Origin of the sequence: Amantichitinum ursilacus (genome assembly GCF_001294205.1) — a bacterium.
Lineage (GTDB): Bacteria > Pseudomonadota > Gammaproteobacteria > Burkholderiales > Chitinibacteraceae > Amantichitinum > Amantichitinum ursilacus.
On sequence record NZ_LAQT01000036.1, the window covers coordinates 134,298 to 148,148 of the forward strand.

15 protein-coding genes are annotated in these 13,851 nt (G+C 62.1%); 9 read left to right on the plus strand and 6 right to left on the minus strand.

Annotation, left to right across the window (positions count from 1 at the left end; genetic code table 11):
- Nucleotides 1–82: 82 nt before the first annotated feature.
- From WG78_RS22770 to WG78_RS19820, 6 genes are all read left to right on the plus strand, one after another.
- Nucleotides 83–259 (plus strand): hypothetical protein, encoded by a 177-nt coding sequence (locus WG78_RS22770; protein ID WP_161805166.1) that lies wholly within the window; start codon nt 83–85, stop codon nt 257–259.
- 916 nt (nt 260–1,175) lie between these two features.
- Nucleotides 1,176–1,688: a ferritin-like domain-containing protein gene (locus WG78_RS19800; RefSeq protein ID WP_053939567.1), complete on the plus strand. Its 513-nt coding sequence runs from the start codon at nt 1,176–1,178 to the stop codon at nt 1,686–1,688.
- 117 nt (nt 1,689–1,805) lie between these two features.
- Entirely contained in the window at nt 1,806–2,384 is a 579-nt protein-coding gene (locus tag WG78_RS19805; RefSeq protein ID WP_152969321.1) for a (2Fe-2S)-binding protein, read from the plus strand.
- Entirely contained in the window at nt 2,381–3,436 is a 1,056-nt protein-coding gene (locus tag WG78_RS19810; protein ID WP_053939568.1) for an FAD binding domain-containing protein, read from the plus strand. The genes WG78_RS19805 and WG78_RS19810 overlap by 4 nt, the downstream gene beginning before the upstream one ends.
- Nucleotides 3,433–5,715, plus strand: a complete 2,283-nt coding sequence (locus tag WG78_RS19815; protein ID WP_053939569.1) for a xanthine dehydrogenase family protein molybdopterin-binding subunit — start codon at nt 3,433–3,435, stop codon at nt 5,713–5,715. Before WG78_RS19810 ends, WG78_RS19815 begins: the two co-directional genes overlap by 4 nt.
- A gap of 157 nt (nt 5,716–5,872) precedes the next feature.
- Nucleotides 5,873–6,241 carry a VOC family protein gene (locus WG78_RS19820; protein WP_053939570.1) on the plus strand — a complete coding sequence of 123 codons (369 nt, stop codon included), beginning with the start codon at nt 5,873–5,875 and terminating at the stop codon, nt 6,239–6,241.
- Nucleotides 6,242–6,280: 39 nt separating this feature from the next.
- Here WG78_RS19820 and WG78_RS19825 read toward each other — a convergent pair whose 3' ends face one another.
- Nucleotides 6,281–6,913, minus strand: coding sequence for a LysE family translocator (locus WG78_RS19825; RefSeq protein WP_053939571.1), 633 nt, complete (start codon nt 6,911–6,913; stop codon nt 6,281–6,283).
- Between the two features lie 179 nt (nt 6,914–7,092).
- Between WG78_RS19825 and WG78_RS19830 the strand changes: the two genes are divergently transcribed.
- Entirely contained in the window at nt 7,093–8,007 is a 915-nt protein-coding gene (locus WG78_RS19830; protein WP_053939572.1) for a pyridoxal-phosphate dependent enzyme, read from the plus strand.
- 26 nt (nt 8,008–8,033) lie between these two features.
- Here the strand turns inward: WG78_RS19830 and WG78_RS19835 are convergent, their stop codons facing one another.
- Nucleotides 8,034–8,750: an SDR family oxidoreductase gene (locus tag WG78_RS19835; RefSeq protein WP_053939573.1), complete on the minus strand. Its 717-nt coding sequence runs from the start codon at nt 8,748–8,750 to the stop codon at nt 8,034–8,036.
- Nucleotides 8,751–8,872: 122 nt separating this feature from the next.
- Here WG78_RS19835 and WG78_RS19840 point away from each other — a divergent pair, with 122 nt between their 5' ends.
- Together WG78_RS19840 and WG78_RS19845 are read left to right on the plus strand one after the other, a co-directional pair.
- A complete protein-coding gene (locus tag WG78_RS19840; protein WP_053939574.1) occupies nt 8,873–9,814 on the plus strand; it encodes a LysR family transcriptional regulator in 942 nt (313 codons plus the stop codon).
- A gap of 21 nt (nt 9,815–9,835) precedes the next feature.
- Nucleotides 9,836–10,315: an OsmC family protein gene (locus WG78_RS19845; protein WP_053939575.1), complete on the plus strand. Its 480-nt coding sequence runs from the start codon at nt 9,836–9,838 to the stop codon at nt 10,313–10,315.
- Nucleotides 10,316–10,534: 219 nt separating this feature from the next.
- Here WG78_RS19845 and WG78_RS19850 read toward each other — a convergent pair whose 3' ends face one another.
- The 4 genes from WG78_RS19850 to WG78_RS19865 form a co-directional block, all read right to left on the minus strand.
- Nucleotides 10,535–11,041, minus strand: a complete 507-nt coding sequence (locus WG78_RS19850) for a PAAR domain-containing protein (RefSeq protein ID WP_053939576.1) — start codon at nt 11,039–11,041, stop codon at nt 10,535–10,537.
- A gap of 31 nt (nt 11,042–11,072) precedes the next feature.
- A complete protein-coding gene (locus WG78_RS19855) occupies nt 11,073–11,489 on the minus strand; it encodes a hypothetical protein (protein ID WP_053939577.1) in 417 nt (138 codons plus the stop codon).
- The gene (locus WG78_RS19860) at nt 11,486–12,274 is read right to left on the minus strand and encodes a polymorphic toxin type 44 domain-containing protein (RefSeq protein ID WP_152969322.1); all 789 of its coding nucleotides are present in this window, start codon (nt 12,272–12,274) and stop codon (nt 11,486–11,488) included. Before WG78_RS19860 ends, WG78_RS19855 begins: the two co-directional genes overlap by 4 nt.
- A gap of 326 nt (nt 12,275–12,600) precedes the next feature.
- Nucleotides 12,601–13,764: an MFS transporter gene (locus tag WG78_RS19865; RefSeq protein ID WP_053939579.1), complete on the minus strand. Its 1,164-nt coding sequence runs from the start codon at nt 13,762–13,764 to the stop codon at nt 12,601–12,603.
- Nucleotides 13,765–13,851 lie beyond the last annotated feature (87 nt).

The window sequence follows — 13,851 nt, forward strand, 5'->3', positions numbered from 1 at the left end:
CTGCATTTGGCGGCGCGGGCTATGGCGGCGCGGCGCCAGTCAGGCCAAGCTGAAGCCTGTATCCACATTCGTTTCAATATCCATGCCCCTCTCCCTCAGCCCCGAACAGCTCGGCCTGATCGTCCAGGCGCTTGAACTGGCTGCCGCCGTCACTCAGCATGATGACCCGGTCGGCGCGCTGCGCCGGCAGCAGCTGCTACTGCTGGCGCAGCGCTTTGCGCATTTGCAGCCCGACTATTACGTGCTGCAGACCGAATAAGCCTGCGCGCTCGCCACGTGACGCCCGCGGGGTCGGGTGTCGCATACGGTGGGTCTAGACCCACCATTCAAAGCCAATGCCACTGGCTGCGGTTTTGGCATGCCACTCTGGCTGGTGGGTCTCGACCCACTCTATGAAATCTGGATGGCGGAGCCAGACTCAGTCTCTCTCGCCACTCACCACCCGGCATCGTGGTCGCGGGTGTCGCATACGGTGGGTCGAGACCCACCATTCAAAGCCAATGCCACAAACAGCGGTCCTGGCATACCACTCTGGCTGGTGGGTCTCGACCCACCCTATGGAATCTGGATGGCGGATCCAGACTCAGTCTCTCTCGCCCCACCACTGGCGCCGTGGTCGCGGGTGTCGCATACGGTGGGTCGAGACCCACCCTTCAAAGCCAATGCCACTGGCTGCGGTTTTGGCCCGCCACTCTGTTTGGTGGGTCTCGACCCACCCTATGAAATCTGGATGGCGGAGCCGGACCCAGCCTCTCTTGCCACCAACAACTGGCGCCGTGGTCTCGGCTGCTGCATACGGTGGGTCGAGACCCACCATTCAAAGCCAAATGCCACAGACCGCGGTCCTGGCATACCACTCCGGATGGTGGATCAGCACGGGTCGATGCCGTGCGGCGCATTAGCTTGCGTGGGGCGCGGCGCGCTGTCCGGTGGCATCGTGCGCGCGTTGGCAAAGTAGCCGCCCCAGTGTGAATGCCGCCGACGTGGTGCGCGGATCTGCCCGCTTTCGCTATTTATCTGCGCACAACAAATATCTGCACCGGCCTACGCGTGGCGACAGCAGTGGCTGACTATCAACCGCCCGCATTGCGTTGATGATGGGTGCCACTCACAGCCGCCGCCCTTGCCGGGCACGGGCCGGCTGCGCTGACGCAACCCACATCTGGAGTATCAACATGACCACCGACCGTAAAGAAAACCTGCTGGACTGGCTGCGCGACGCCCATGCCATGGAGCAACAGGCCGAGCACATGCTGAAAGGCCAGTCCTCGCGCCTGGAAAACTATCCCGAGCTGAAAGCGCGCATCGATCAGCATTTGCAAGAAACCCTCGGCCAGCAAAAGCTGCTGGAAGAATGTATTGCGCGCCTGGGCGGTTCGCATTCGGTACTGAAAGACCTGGGTGGCACGCTGATGGCGTTTGGCCAGGCCGTTGGCGGCATGACCATGAGCGATGAAGTGATCAAGGGTTCGATCAGCGGCTATGTGTTCGAGAACCTGGAAATTGCCACCTACACGGTGCTGATCGAAGCCGCGCGCGCCACCGGCGATATCGAAACCCAACGCGCCTGCGAGCAGATCCTGCCGCAAGAGCAAGCGATGGCGAAATGGCTGCTGGAGCATCTGCCGGAAACCACCTACCAGTTTCTGGTGCGCTCCGAAACACCCGGCCTGACCGCTCGCCGCTAAGTCTGGCGCGGCTCACAGCCGGTGCGTACGCCTGCAGCGATGTAGGCGTGGCACCGGCTTTTTGCGATGGGGCCCTCTGCCAGAATCGGCTATCGCTTTTAACGCTGCGGGACTGCCATGCTGACCGAAAACCACGCCACCGCCACGCCGCCTTCGCCCGTGACCATGGCTGCGCCGCTGTATCCGATCGAACTGACCGTTAACGGCACACGCCACCAGTTTGAAATCGAAACCTGGGTAACCCTGCTGGATTTGTTGCGCGAACGCATGTTGCTGACCGGCAGCAAGAAAGGCTGTGACCACGGCCAGTGCGGCGCCTGTACGGTGTTAAGCAATGGCCGCCGCATCAACGCCTGTCTGGCCTTGGCCGTGAGCCAGAACGGTCATGAAATCACCACCATCGAAGGCCTGGCCGACGGCAACCAGTTACATCCGCTGCAACAAGCCTTTATCGACCACGATGCCTTGCAATGTGGCTATTGCACGCCGGGGCAGATTTGCTCGGCGGTGGGTTTGATGCGCGAAGGTGAGGCGCACACCACCGCGGGCGTGCGTGAATTGATGAGCGGCAATGTCTGTCGTTGCGGCGCCTATCCGCAGATTGTGCAAGCGGTCAGCCAGGTGATGGGCATCGCGCCCGCTGCCCAACCCGAAGCACCGGTGCGGCCCACTGTGGTCGGGACGGTGCTGTCATGAACCCGTTTGCCTACAGCGCGCCCACCGACACCGACGCGGCGCTCGTCGCCATCCAGACCGATTTTAACGACAGCATGCCCAACCGTTTTCTGGCGGGCGGCACCAATCTGGTCGACCTGATGAAGGCCGATGTGATGCACCCGGCACGGCTGGTGGATGTGAACGGCCTGCCGCTGGATGCCATTAGCGAAACCGCCGACGGCGGCTTGCAATTGGGTGCCTTGGCCCGCAATGCCGACACGGCGTATCACCCTTGGGTGCGTACCCGTTATCCGCTGCTGACGGCGGCGATCCTGGCGGGCGCATCGCCGCAGATCCGCAATATGGCCAGCAACGGCGGCAATCTACTGCAACGCACGCGCTGTCATTATTTTTACGACGTGGGCGTGCCCTGTAACAAACGGGATCCGGGCAGCGGCTGCTCCGCCATTGGTGGGGTGACGCGGCAACACGCCATCCTGGGCGCCAGCTCCCATTGCATCGCCACTCACCCGTCGGACCTGTGCGTGGCGCTGGCGGCCTTGGGGGCGCGCGTGCACGTGCAGTCGGCGCGCGGCGAGCGCGAAATCGAGTTTGCCGATTTCCATCGTTTGCCCGGCGACACGCCACAGCACGACACCACGCTGGCCGCCGATGAACTGATCACGCAAATCACCCTGCCCGCCGAGGCGGCCGCGTTTGCCGCGCATTCGGTCTATCTGAAACTGCGTGATCGCGCTTCGTACGCGTTTGCCTTGGTGTCGGTGGCCGCCGCGCTGCAGCTGGATGACGCGGGCCGCATTACCCAAGCGCGCATTGCCCTGGGCGGTGTGGCGCATAAACCCTGGCGCAAGCCCGACGCCGAAGCGCTACTGCACGGCGCACTGCCGCACGACGCACTCTTCGCCCGCGTAGCCGACGCCTTGCTGGAAGGCGCGCAAGGCCAGGGCCAGAACGATTTCAAAATCACGCTGGCCCATCGCGCCATCATTCGTGTGCTGCAAAGCGCCGTGGTTGGCACCCTGACCAATCGGGACGAAGGCGACGCTAGCGCCGAGGAGTCTCTGCAATGACCGAGCTGATCGAACCGCTAAAGACCCCCACCGCAGAACCGGGCACCGGCATGGTTCAGCCCGGCATGTCGGTGTCGCGCGTGGATGGCCGCGCCAAAGTCACCGGCGCGGCGCGTTATGCCGCCGAACACCCGGCCGCCGATCTGGCTTATGGCGTGGTGGTGAACAGCACCATCACCAAAGGCCGCATCCTGGGCTTTGATCTGGCCGATGCGCTGCGCGTACCGGGCGTGATCGACATCATTACGCACAGCAACCGTCCGCGGATGCGGCCTTTTAAATTGTCGTACAAAGATATGACGGCGCCTGGCGGTTTCCCTTTCCGGCCCTTGTACGACGATGTGGTGTTTTATAGCGGCCAGCCGATTGCGCTGGTGCTGGCCGAAACCTTTGAAGCCGCGCGCCACGCCGCCACGCTGGTGCGGCCCGATTATGCGGTGGAGCCGCACGAAACCGAGCTGGCCGCGCATCTGCACCGCGCGCATGATCCGCACGGCCTGAAAGCCGGCTTTGCGCCGCCGCCGAAAGAAAAAGGCCACGCGCAGGCCGCATTTGACGCCGCGCCGGTCAAGATCGAAGCCGAATTCCACAGCGGCGTAGAACATCACAACCCGATGGAGCTGTTTGCCTCGACGGTGATCCGCGAAGCCGATGGCCATCTGACCATCTATGACAAAACCCAGAGCTCGCAGAACAGCCGCTGGTATGTGTCGCACGTGTTTGGTTTATCCAGCCGCAAAGTCACCGTGCGCAACCCGTATGTGGGCGGCGCGTTTGGCTCGGGCTTGCGCCCGCAATACCAGTTGCCGTTGGCGGTGATGGCGGCGCTGAAGCTGAAGCGCTCGGTGCGCGTGGTGTTGACGCGGCAACAGATGTTTACCTTTGGCCATCGCCCGGAAACCCGCCAGGCCATCAAGCTGGCGGCAGAACGCGACGGCACGCTGGTGTCGATCCAGCACGATGCAGTGGCCGAGACTTCGCGGCGCGAGGATTACACCGAAGTGGTGGTCAACTGGTCGGGCCAGCTGTACGCCTGCGACAACATCCGCCTGAGCTATCACCTGGTCGACCTGGACAACTACACACCCATCGATATGCGCGCTCCGGGCGCGGCGCACGGCGTGCATGCGCTGGAAATTGCGATGGATGAATTGTCGTACGCGCTGCAGATGGACCCGCTGGCGCTGCGGCTTAAAAACTACGCCGAGATCGACCCGACCAAAAACCTGCCGTTTTCGACCAAGGCCTTGCGCGACTGCTACACCCAGGGCGCGGCGCGCTTTGGTTGGGACCAGCGCCCCGCTGCACCGCGTTCGATGCGCAAAGGCAATGAGTGGGTGGGCTGGGGCATGGCCACCGGCACGTGGGACGCCATGCAGATGTTTGCCCGCGCCAGCGCCGTGTTGCATGCCGATGGCCGGCTGGTGGTCAGCAGCGCCGCCACCGATATCGGCACCGGCACTTATACGGTGATGGCGATGATTGCGGCGGCCAGCATGGGCTTGCCGATGGAACGGGTGACGTTTCAACTGGGCGATTCGACGCTGCCGGTGGCCCCGATTGAGGGGGGATCAAGCCATGTCACCACGGTCGGTTCAGCCGTGGAAGGCGCGTGCGAGAAGCTGCAGAAACGCTTGCTGAAGCTGGCCAAGGCGCTGCCGGATTCACCGTTTGCCAAAGCAAAAATCGATGAGGTCGAGTTTGCGGACGGCACGTTGCGCTTGCGTGCGCGGCCCGAGGTCAGGATTGAATTGCCGCAACTGCTGCAGCACGCGGGCGAGGCGCGCGTTGAGGTTAAATATCTGATGCTGCCCGATGCGTTAAAGCAGCGAAAATACCAACGCGCTACGCATTCGGCCGTGTTCTGCGAAGTACACGTGGATGAGGATTTCGGCACCGTGCGCGTAACCCGCGTGGTGTCGGCGATTGCGGCAGGCAAGATCATCAGCGCCAAAACCGCGCATAGCCAGATTACCGGCGGCGTGGTCTGGGGCATTAGCCAGGCGCTGCATGAAGAGACCTTGCAGGACCATCGGCTGGGCCGCTTTATGAACGCCAATTTTGCGGAATACCATGTGGCGGTGAACGCAGATATCCACGATATTGAAGTGATTTTTGTGGAAGAGGACGACCGCGTGGTCAGCCGGCTGGGCGCCAAAGGCGTAGGCGAGATCGGCCTGGTGGGCGTGGCGGCAGCCGTCAGCAACGCCATCTATCACGCCACCGGCCGCCGCATCCGCGACACCCCCATCACCCCGGACAAGGTTATCGCCGCATAGGGTGGGTCTCGACCCACCATTCAAAGCCATGTTCTGAAGCGCTGTGACTGGAATACGGTTACGGCGGAAGGGTTTGTGTAATTTGCCTTGGCGTAGAGCTTGGCATATCACTTTGGATGGTGGGTCATGACCCACCCTATGCACTTTGGGAGCGTTTATGTTTGATCATGTGGTTTTTGGTGTGAGCGACTATGCCGCCAGCAAGGCGTTTTACTTGGCGGCGCTGGCCCCGCTCGGCATCAAGCTGGTGGCGGAAAATGAACTGGGCATAGAGATGTGCGGCGATGACGAATGCTCGCTGTGCCTGTTTCCCACCGACGAGAAACCCGCGCATCTGCACCTGGCGTTTCGCGCCGACAACCGCGCGCAAGTTGACGCCTTCTACCACGCCGCGCTGGCCGCAGGCGGCATCGACCACGGCGCGCCAGGCTTGCGGCCCAAGTACTCACCCAACTACTACGCCGCATTTGTCATCGCGCCCGATGGACATAATGTGGAAGTGGTTTGCCACAAGGCCGACGGCTGAAGCATCGACCACCGGGCTTCAAAGAAATCGAACCCGGTATCAGGCGCGTTTGGTAAGCAGCAGCTTGACGCCCAGCCCCACAAACAACAGCCCGCTGGCGCGTTTGACGATGCCATTCCAGCGCCTTGGCAAATGTCGGGCCGCCATGCCGCGCACGCCCAGCGAATAAACCGTGTGCACCGTGGCCACAGTCGCGGCGACGGTCAGGTACATGATCGCAAACTGCCCTGCCAAAGGCCGGTCATGCGAAATGAACTGCGGCATGAACGCCGACAAAAAGATCAAGGTTTTCGGGTTGCTGCCCGACACCAGCACCGCCTCGCGGAAAATCTTGCCGCGGTTTAACGCGGGCGCAGCGGGTGCTGTCGCGGCCGTAGCCGCGCTGCCCGCACCGCCGCGCAATTGCTTGATGCCCAGGTACATCAGGTAGGCTGCGCCCATCACTTTCATCAGCAAAAACAACGGTGGCATCGCCGCCAGCACCGCGCCCACGCCCAACGCCACCAGCACAACCACCACCAGTTGCGACAGCAGATTGCCGGCGATGGTTGGCGCGGTGCCGGCACGGCCGTAGCGCAACGTGTTGCGGATGACCAGCAGCACATTGGGGCCGGGCGAAATGGTGGTGATCAAATAGGCAGTCGCAAACAGCAACCAGGTATGCAGCGGCATGGTGATTTTCCAACGAGACGGCAGGTGGGGCCTTGATTGTGGCATGGAAGGCCGCCGCAGTCGCGCCGCCCGCGCGGGTTGACCGGATGGACACGCTACGGCAAGAATTGCGTACCCCCTCCCGCGCCGGTTTTATATCGGGGCGGGTGCTTTTTTTTACCTGACCTGGTCCCGCCGCCATGCCTTTGCACATTGCCACACCGCTGCTTGAATCCCGCCCGCTTAGCGTTAACGCCCACACCGCCATCTGGTTAAAGATGGATGCGCTGCAGCCGTGCGGCTCGTTTAAATTGCGCGGCGTGGGGCATGCCTGCGAAACGCATCACGGTCGCGGCGCGCAGCGCTTTATCTCGTCGTCGGGCGGCAATGCGGGCCTGGCGGTGGCCTATGCGGGGCGCAAGCTGGGCTTGCCTGTGACCGTGGTCGTACCGGCCACCACCACCGCGCGCGCGATCGAATTGTTGAAGCTGGAAGGCGCCGAAGTGATCGTGCATGGCGCGTCGTGGCAAGAAGCCAACCAACTGGCGCAAACGCTGGTGTCACCCACCGATGCGTTTATCCATCCGTTTGATGACCCGCTGCTATGGGCAGGCCACGCCTCGATGATCGATGAAGTGGCGCAAACCGCCTTCAAGCCTGATGCCGTGGTGTTGTCAGTGGGCGGTGGCGGTTTGCTGTGCGGCGTGGTGGAAGGGTTGCAACGCAATGGCTGGCACGACGTACCCGTGATCGCGGTCGAGACCCATGGCGCGGGATCGCTGCATGCGGCCATCAACGCGGGCAAGCCGGTGGAACTGGAACGCATTGATTCGATTGCCACCTCGTTGGGCGCCAAGCGCGTGTGCGATCAGGCGCTGGCGTATGCCCAGCAACATCCGGTCAGCAGCGTGCTGGTCTCCGATCTGGCCGCGCTGGACGCCTGCGAGCGCTTTTTGAATGACCACCGCGTGCTGGTGGAACCGGCTTGTGGTGCCGCGCTGGCCCTGGCCTATGACGGCGCAGCGCTGGCTGGCTACGCCCAGGTGATGATGGTGGTGTGTGGCGGCGCGACGGCGACCTTGCCGCAAATCCAGGAATGGAAACGCACGCGCTAGACAAGTGCGGCCGCGCCCCCTCGCGTTTACCACGGCACCGTGCGGCCATTGCGATCCAGATATTCCAGCCCCGGTCGCGTGCGTTTGGCCAGCAGCACGTCCACGATGGCGGGCATGGTTTCTTCCACGCCAAACGGGGCATCCGGGCCGCCCAGGTCGGTGCGGATCCAGCCCGGTGCCATCAGCACCAGCGCACGCGGTTCGCCGGCATGGCGCGCGGCATAGCTGCGCATGTACTGGTTAAGCGCTGCTTTGCTGCCGCGATAAACCTCGTGCCCGCCTTTTTCGTTATTGGCGATGCTGCCCTGCCCCGACGACATCACGCCGATCAAACCGTCCGGCTTTACCTGATGCTGCAAGGCCTCCACCACGCGCATCGGGCCCAGCGTGTTGGTGAGCATCACGCGGACAAATTCATCGGTTGAAATATCGGCAATGGTTTCGTCCTGCCGGGTATTGGCGGTGCCTGCGTTGACAAACAACATGTCGAACCGGCGCTCGGCCAGGCGCGTTCGCAGCGCGGCAATCTGCTCGGGCAGCGTGATATCCAGTTGCTCAATCTGCAGCGCGCCTGCGTGTTGCTCAGCCAGAGCATGCAAAGGCGTTTTGTGGTCGCCGCGCACGGTGGCGGTCACCTGCCAGTTGCGCTGTAAAAACTCGGCCGCCATGGCCAGGCCCAGGCCGCGCGATGCGCCGATCAATAACAAAGTGGGTGGCGAAGACTGTTGTGCGGAATCGCTCATGCGGCGTACCTCGGTGTGATGTGGGATGGCGTTTGATTCTGAGCGCCTCGCCGAGCTTGCACCAGACGCATCACATGCAATAATCGATTGCATACCATGCACAACTGGAAAGCCAATACGCCATGCCCTCTGTAGACCTGAATCTGCTGCCCGCGCTGGATGCGTTGCTGACAGAAATGAGCGTCACCCGCGCCGCGCGCCGCCTGGGTTTGAGCGCGTCCGCCATGAGTCGTACGCTGACGCGCTTGCGCAGCGTCACCGGCGACCCATTGCTGGTGCAAGCCGGCCGCAATCTGGTACTGACGCCCTACGCTGAACAACTGCGTGATCAGGTGCAGGGCCTGGCGCAAGCGGCCCAGCGCGTGCTGCAACCGGCCCGCAGCCACTTTGATCCGGCCACATTGCAACGCACGTTTACGCTGCGCGCCAACGATGGTTTTGTTGATCTGGTGGGCGCGACGCTGCTGACCGCGCTCGCCCGCACGGCACCCCGCGTGTGCCTGCGCTTTACGCCCAAATTTGACAAGGATGCGCAGCCGCTACGCGATGGCGCAATCGATCTGGAAATCGGCACGCTCGGCACGCTCGCCCCCGAAATCAAAACGCGTTTGCTGTTTGAAGACCGCTTTGTCGGCATCTGCCGCGTCGGGCATCCGCTGCTGTCGCATGCGGCGATGACCGCGGCCCATTACGCCAGCTATCCGCACGTGGTGGTGTCACGCAAGGCAGATTTTGCGGGGCCGGTGGATGAAGCGCTGGAGCAACGTGGTCTGCGCCGCAACGTCGCGCTGGTGGTGCCCAACTTTGCCAATGCCATGCAGATTGTGGGCAATTGCGATGCGCTGGGGTTGGTATCGTCGGCAAGCCTGGGCCACGCGCTGGCCAGCGCTGCAACGGGCGCGCCACGGTTGCAGCATTTCGAGTTGCCCGTCGCCACGCCCACCCTCAAAATCGCGGCCATCTGGCACCCACGCTTTGACGCCGACCCGGCACATCGCTGGTTGCGCGATATGATTACCGCCGCCGTGCAAACGGCATTGCCCACCCTTGGCGCACCACGCTAATCCAACCCGGGACCCCGTTCCATGCCCAACAAACAACATCACTACAGCGTAACCGTGACCTGGACCGGCAATGCAGGCAGCGGCACCGCTACACCGCGCGCGTATAGCCGTGCACATACGCTGTCAGTGGAGGGCAAAGCCGATATGGCGGGCTCATCCGACCCGAGCTTTCGCGGCGATGCCACGCGCTGGAATCCGGAAGACTTGCTGGTCGGCTCGCTGGCCGCCTGCCACAAGCTGTGGTACCTGGGCTTGTGCGCTGCGGCGGGCATTGTGGTGACCGCCTACGAAGACCACGCGGAAGGGGTGATGGAAGAAGCGGCAACGGGCGAAGGCCAGTTTGTGTCGGTAACGCTGCGCCCCGTGGTGACGCTGGCGGCAGGCGCGGATATCGAGGCGGCCCGCGCCTTGCACCATACGGCGCATGAAAAGTGCTTTATTGCACGCTCGGTTAATTTTCCGGTGGCACATGCGCCGACGTTTTTGGTGGTGGCGGATTGACGGAACACGGACCAGCAGCACACTCCCGCTTCCACGCAACAACGCCGGGCCATCCCATCAGATTGTCCGGCGTTATGATCAGCCAATTCGAATAGTCTGCGGCGCCAGCCAAAGCTGGCTGCGACCGTCTCCACATTTCGATCAGCAGCGGCGTGACGAGTCCGCATCACACCCCGTCGGTACGCCCTGCTCAAGGCGGCCTGGCACTGCGAACGCGGCTTAGCAATAGATCGCCAGCATTTCTGGCTTCTCGCGGTTAACCACAAGGTGCGTGCATCCAAGCGCGTCGGTCACGCCATACTCCAGCGCGCCGGTTGCTCTACGCACGGCATATTCAATACCCGGCAGCGGCTGGCCAGTCTGGCCACTCAATAGCCTGAAGCGGTCGTCAAACGTATTAGCCGGTGGCGCAGACACTGCCGCGATTGCCTCGAACGACGCAATGGCCGGCGCGGGGGTCTGATCGTAGTAACTGCTGGAATGCGCAATCACCCTGTTGTCGGCGCAGCGACACAATACGCGGTCGCCATCCTGCACCATCAAATTGCCGTTGTCCGCCCAATGCGTCGCTGTGCCGCTGACGGGAAACGCGCCGCGGCAGGCTTTGCACCATGCCTTGTCGCCGCTGACGCACAGTTGTTTACCGCCGTCGATATAGGTGGAAGAGGCGGAAATGATTTCGCCACCCGACGTTGTCCGATCCCCGATACCTGCCAATACGCCCATTGTGGCTGCTCCTGATTTGCCGATGGTCCCGCTATTTGCCCCACGCCGGATTGAATCGGGTCAGAAAATCCTGTTTGACCTCCACCCGTTTGATGTCGTGATTTGCGTCAATGTAGATATCGATCCGGCTAAATGCGAAGTCGATGTCGTAGTAGCCGGCACCATCAGGCACCGTCACCATGATGAAGCGCTGCGCGTCGCTAAACATGTCCTCGTGATAGGTAAGCGCGCTACCGGGCCTGACGTAATCGCGCCCCTTGAAGCGCCCGCTGTCATACAACACCAAAACCGGTGCTTTTGCATCGGCGGCGTAATGCATCACCACGACCGGGCTGGCCAGGCGCCAGGCGACCACCAGGCATACCAGTACCAGCGCAATGGCGAGCAACACCAGCGCAAGCCGCGTCGACACCTCGATAGCGCCCTGCAGGAAGGAAGGTGTTTTCATCGCATCCGGCCGCATTGATGCTCTTCTTTCGCATGCAGGCCTTCAGGTGGCAGGCCCCACGGCATTGGAACTGCAGATATTTGCTGAAGGATAAAATCGACAGTGAGCGCCTGAGGCTTCTTGACCAGGTACATATCAATACCGAGTTGAATGGAGGTGTGATCCTGTACGTCGTCGGCGCTTGCAGGCCAAGGACCGTTCTCAGCGTGGTGCTGCCCGCGTCTCAAATGGACGGCGTCATCGCCAATCTGTGCGAGACCGGCGCCAATGATCAACTCTGCGGCGGTGAAACCAATCGCAAGCCCCACATATCCGTAATGGATATTCGACCAGATATCGTAGAAGTACTCGTATTGAGCATACTTGTGCCAACCCTTATTGAAGAGGCCCTGGCGCTTCATCAACGCCGCAATATGCGGCTTGTGATCCCAGGGACGGCCCGGCCCCGCTCGCTCTGCCCAAAGGGTATACGCCGCCGATTTGGCTGCCCTCGCCTGAGACTGAAAATCGGGCATGCCGCCAAGCCGCGAATACCAAGGCAGCGCCCGCCAGCGCCGGACTTCTTCCTGCTGATCAAAGCGGTTGTATTCAGTGATACGTAGGCCCTCTGCGCAAAACGGGTTTGTTTTCATCTCCGCCACGATGAATTGCGCCACCTGGATGGCGCTGTCCGGATCGCTACATACCCGCACTGACTTTGGCATGGTGTCGGTGGATGGCGTGGTCTGCACCATGGCCGCCAGGCACATCGCCCTACCGTTTTTATCGAGAACGGGGCTGGACATTACCGCCCCCTCTTTCGCATGCAAGCCATGATGGTTTTCCGCGTCAGAAAAACCGCCAACATACGCAGCGCCAGAGTACGGATTCAATGCACTAGTCACGCCTGAAAAGATGGACTATGGCGATTCACCGAAAGCCGTTCTGCAAAAACAAATTACGCGATAGTCAGTGATCAAGCCGCTACACAATGCTTGATCGACTGCGCACCTCCTGGTGGGAAAACGGGCAGCGGCCAGGATCCTAGAGCCGAACTACTTCCCGCAAAAAGAAACGGGCGATCTGCTGGATCGCCCGCTGCTTGTTTGCGGTCCTCTAATCAACCCACCCCTCAAGCCGAAGCCAGCGGCGCGCGTCCCCACGTTTTGATCAGCAGCAGCGTCACCAGCGCACTCGCCGCCATCGCCGCGCCGGCCAGCGACACTGCCGGGTAGCCCAGCCCTGCATCGATGACCGCGCCGCCCAGCGCCGCGCCTATGGCGTTGCCCAGGTTGAACGCGCCGATATTGGTGGCGGATGCCAGATTGGGTGCGGCGGCGGCGGCGGTCATTACGCGCATTTGCAGCGGCGGCACGATGGCGAAGCTGGCGATGCCCCAGAACAGGATGGTGATGGCGGCGGGGACGGTCCAGCGCATGATCACGGCAAAGCCCAGCAGGATGACGGTGAGCGCCACCAGCGTGATGATCAGCGTGCGATCGGGTGCGCGGTCGGTAGCTTTGCCGCTCCACAGATTGCCGATGGTCATGCCCACGCCAAACAGCATCAACATGGCCGAAACAAAGCCAGTGGACGCATGCGTTTGCTCATGCAGGATGGGCGCGATGTAGGTAAACACGGTGAACATGGCGCTGGAACCCAGCACCGTCAGCGCCAGCGCCGACAGCACCGTGCGTTGGCCCAGCACGCGGATTTCGGCCATCACGTTGTCGCTATGGCCTGCTGCCACATCAGGTAGTGCGTAGCGCAACGCAGCCATGGCCATCACCCCCAGCGCGGCGATGCCCCAGAAGGCGCTGCGCCAGCCCAGCGTATCGCCCACCCACGTGGCCAGCGGCACGCCGCCGATGGTGGCGATGGTGAGGCCCATAAACATGGTGGCGACCGCACCGGCGCGTTTTTCGGGCGCGACCACTTGCGTGGCCACCACCGAACCCACACCAAAAAATGCGCCATGGCACAGCGAGGTGACTACGCGCGCGATCAGCAACGCGGTGTAACTGGTGGCCAACGCCGACATCAGATTGCCCAGCGTAAAGATCGCCATCAGCGCGATCAGCAAAGTGCGGCGCGGTACGCGCGTGGTGGTTAGCGTCATGAACGGCGCGCCGAGCAGCACGCCCATGGCATAGCCGCTGACCAGCAAGCCCGCCGTCGGGATCGACACGCCTAGATCCGACGCCATGCCTGGCAGCATGCCCATCGGGGCGAATTCGGTTACGCCAATGCCAAAAGCACCGATCGAAAGCGCGAGTAAAGGGGACATCGAACGCATTTTTGTTTCCTCGTTTGTGCGTCAACAAGAATAATGGCGATATCAAAGTGCCAGTAGTGGCAATCCGGGACTAATAGTTTTGCGTGG

Bases quoted from the DNA above. Each gene is read 5' to 3' on its own strand.
- WG78_RS22770 (WP_161805166.1), top strand. From the start codon at position 83: ATGCCCCTCTCCCTCAGCCCCGAACAGCTCGGCCTGATCGTCCAGGCG.
- WG78_RS19800 (WP_053939567.1), top strand. From the start codon at position 1,176: ATGACCACCGACCGTAAAGAAAACCTGCTGGACTGGCTGCGCGACGCC.
- WG78_RS19805 (WP_152969321.1), top strand. From the start codon at position 1,806: ATGCTGACCGAAAACCACGCCACCGCCACGCCGCCTTCGCCCGTGACC.
- WG78_RS19810 (WP_053939568.1), top strand. From the start codon at position 2,381: ATGAACCCGTTTGCCTACAGCGCGCCCACCGACACCGACGCGGCGCTC.
- WG78_RS19815 (WP_053939569.1), top strand. From the start codon at position 3,433: ATGACCGAGCTGATCGAACCGCTAAAGACCCCCACCGCAGAACCGGGC.
- WG78_RS19820 (WP_053939570.1), top strand. From the start codon at position 5,873: ATGTTTGATCATGTGGTTTTTGGTGTGAGCGACTATGCCGCCAGCAAG.
- WG78_RS19825 (WP_053939571.1), bottom strand. From the start codon at position 6,913: ATGCCGCTGCATACCTGGTTGCTGTTTGCGACTGCCTATTTGATCACC.
- WG78_RS19830 (WP_053939572.1), top strand. From the start codon at position 7,093: ATGCCTTTGCACATTGCCACACCGCTGCTTGAATCCCGCCCGCTTAGC.
- WG78_RS19835 (WP_053939573.1), bottom strand. From the start codon at position 8,750: ATGAGCGATTCCGCACAACAGTCTTCGCCACCCACTTTGTTATTGATC.
- WG78_RS19840 (WP_053939574.1), top strand. From the start codon at position 8,873: ATGCCCTCTGTAGACCTGAATCTGCTGCCCGCGCTGGATGCGTTGCTG.
- WG78_RS19845 (WP_053939575.1), top strand. From the start codon at position 9,836: ATGCCCAACAAACAACATCACTACAGCGTAACCGTGACCTGGACCGGC.
- WG78_RS19850 (WP_053939576.1), bottom strand. From the start codon at position 11,041: ATGGGCGTATTGGCAGGTATCGGGGATCGGACAACGTCGGGTGGCGAA.
- WG78_RS19855 (WP_053939577.1), bottom strand. From the start codon at position 11,489: ATGAAAACACCTTCCTTCCTGCAGGGCGCTATCGAGGTGTCGACGCGG.
- WG78_RS19860 (WP_152969322.1), bottom strand. From the start codon at position 12,274: ATGTCCAGCCCCGTTCTCGATAAAAACGGTAGGGCGATGTGCCTGGCG.
- WG78_RS19865 (WP_053939579.1), bottom strand. From the start codon at position 13,764: ATGCGTTCGATGTCCCCTTTACTCGCGCTTTCGATCGGTGCTTTTGGC.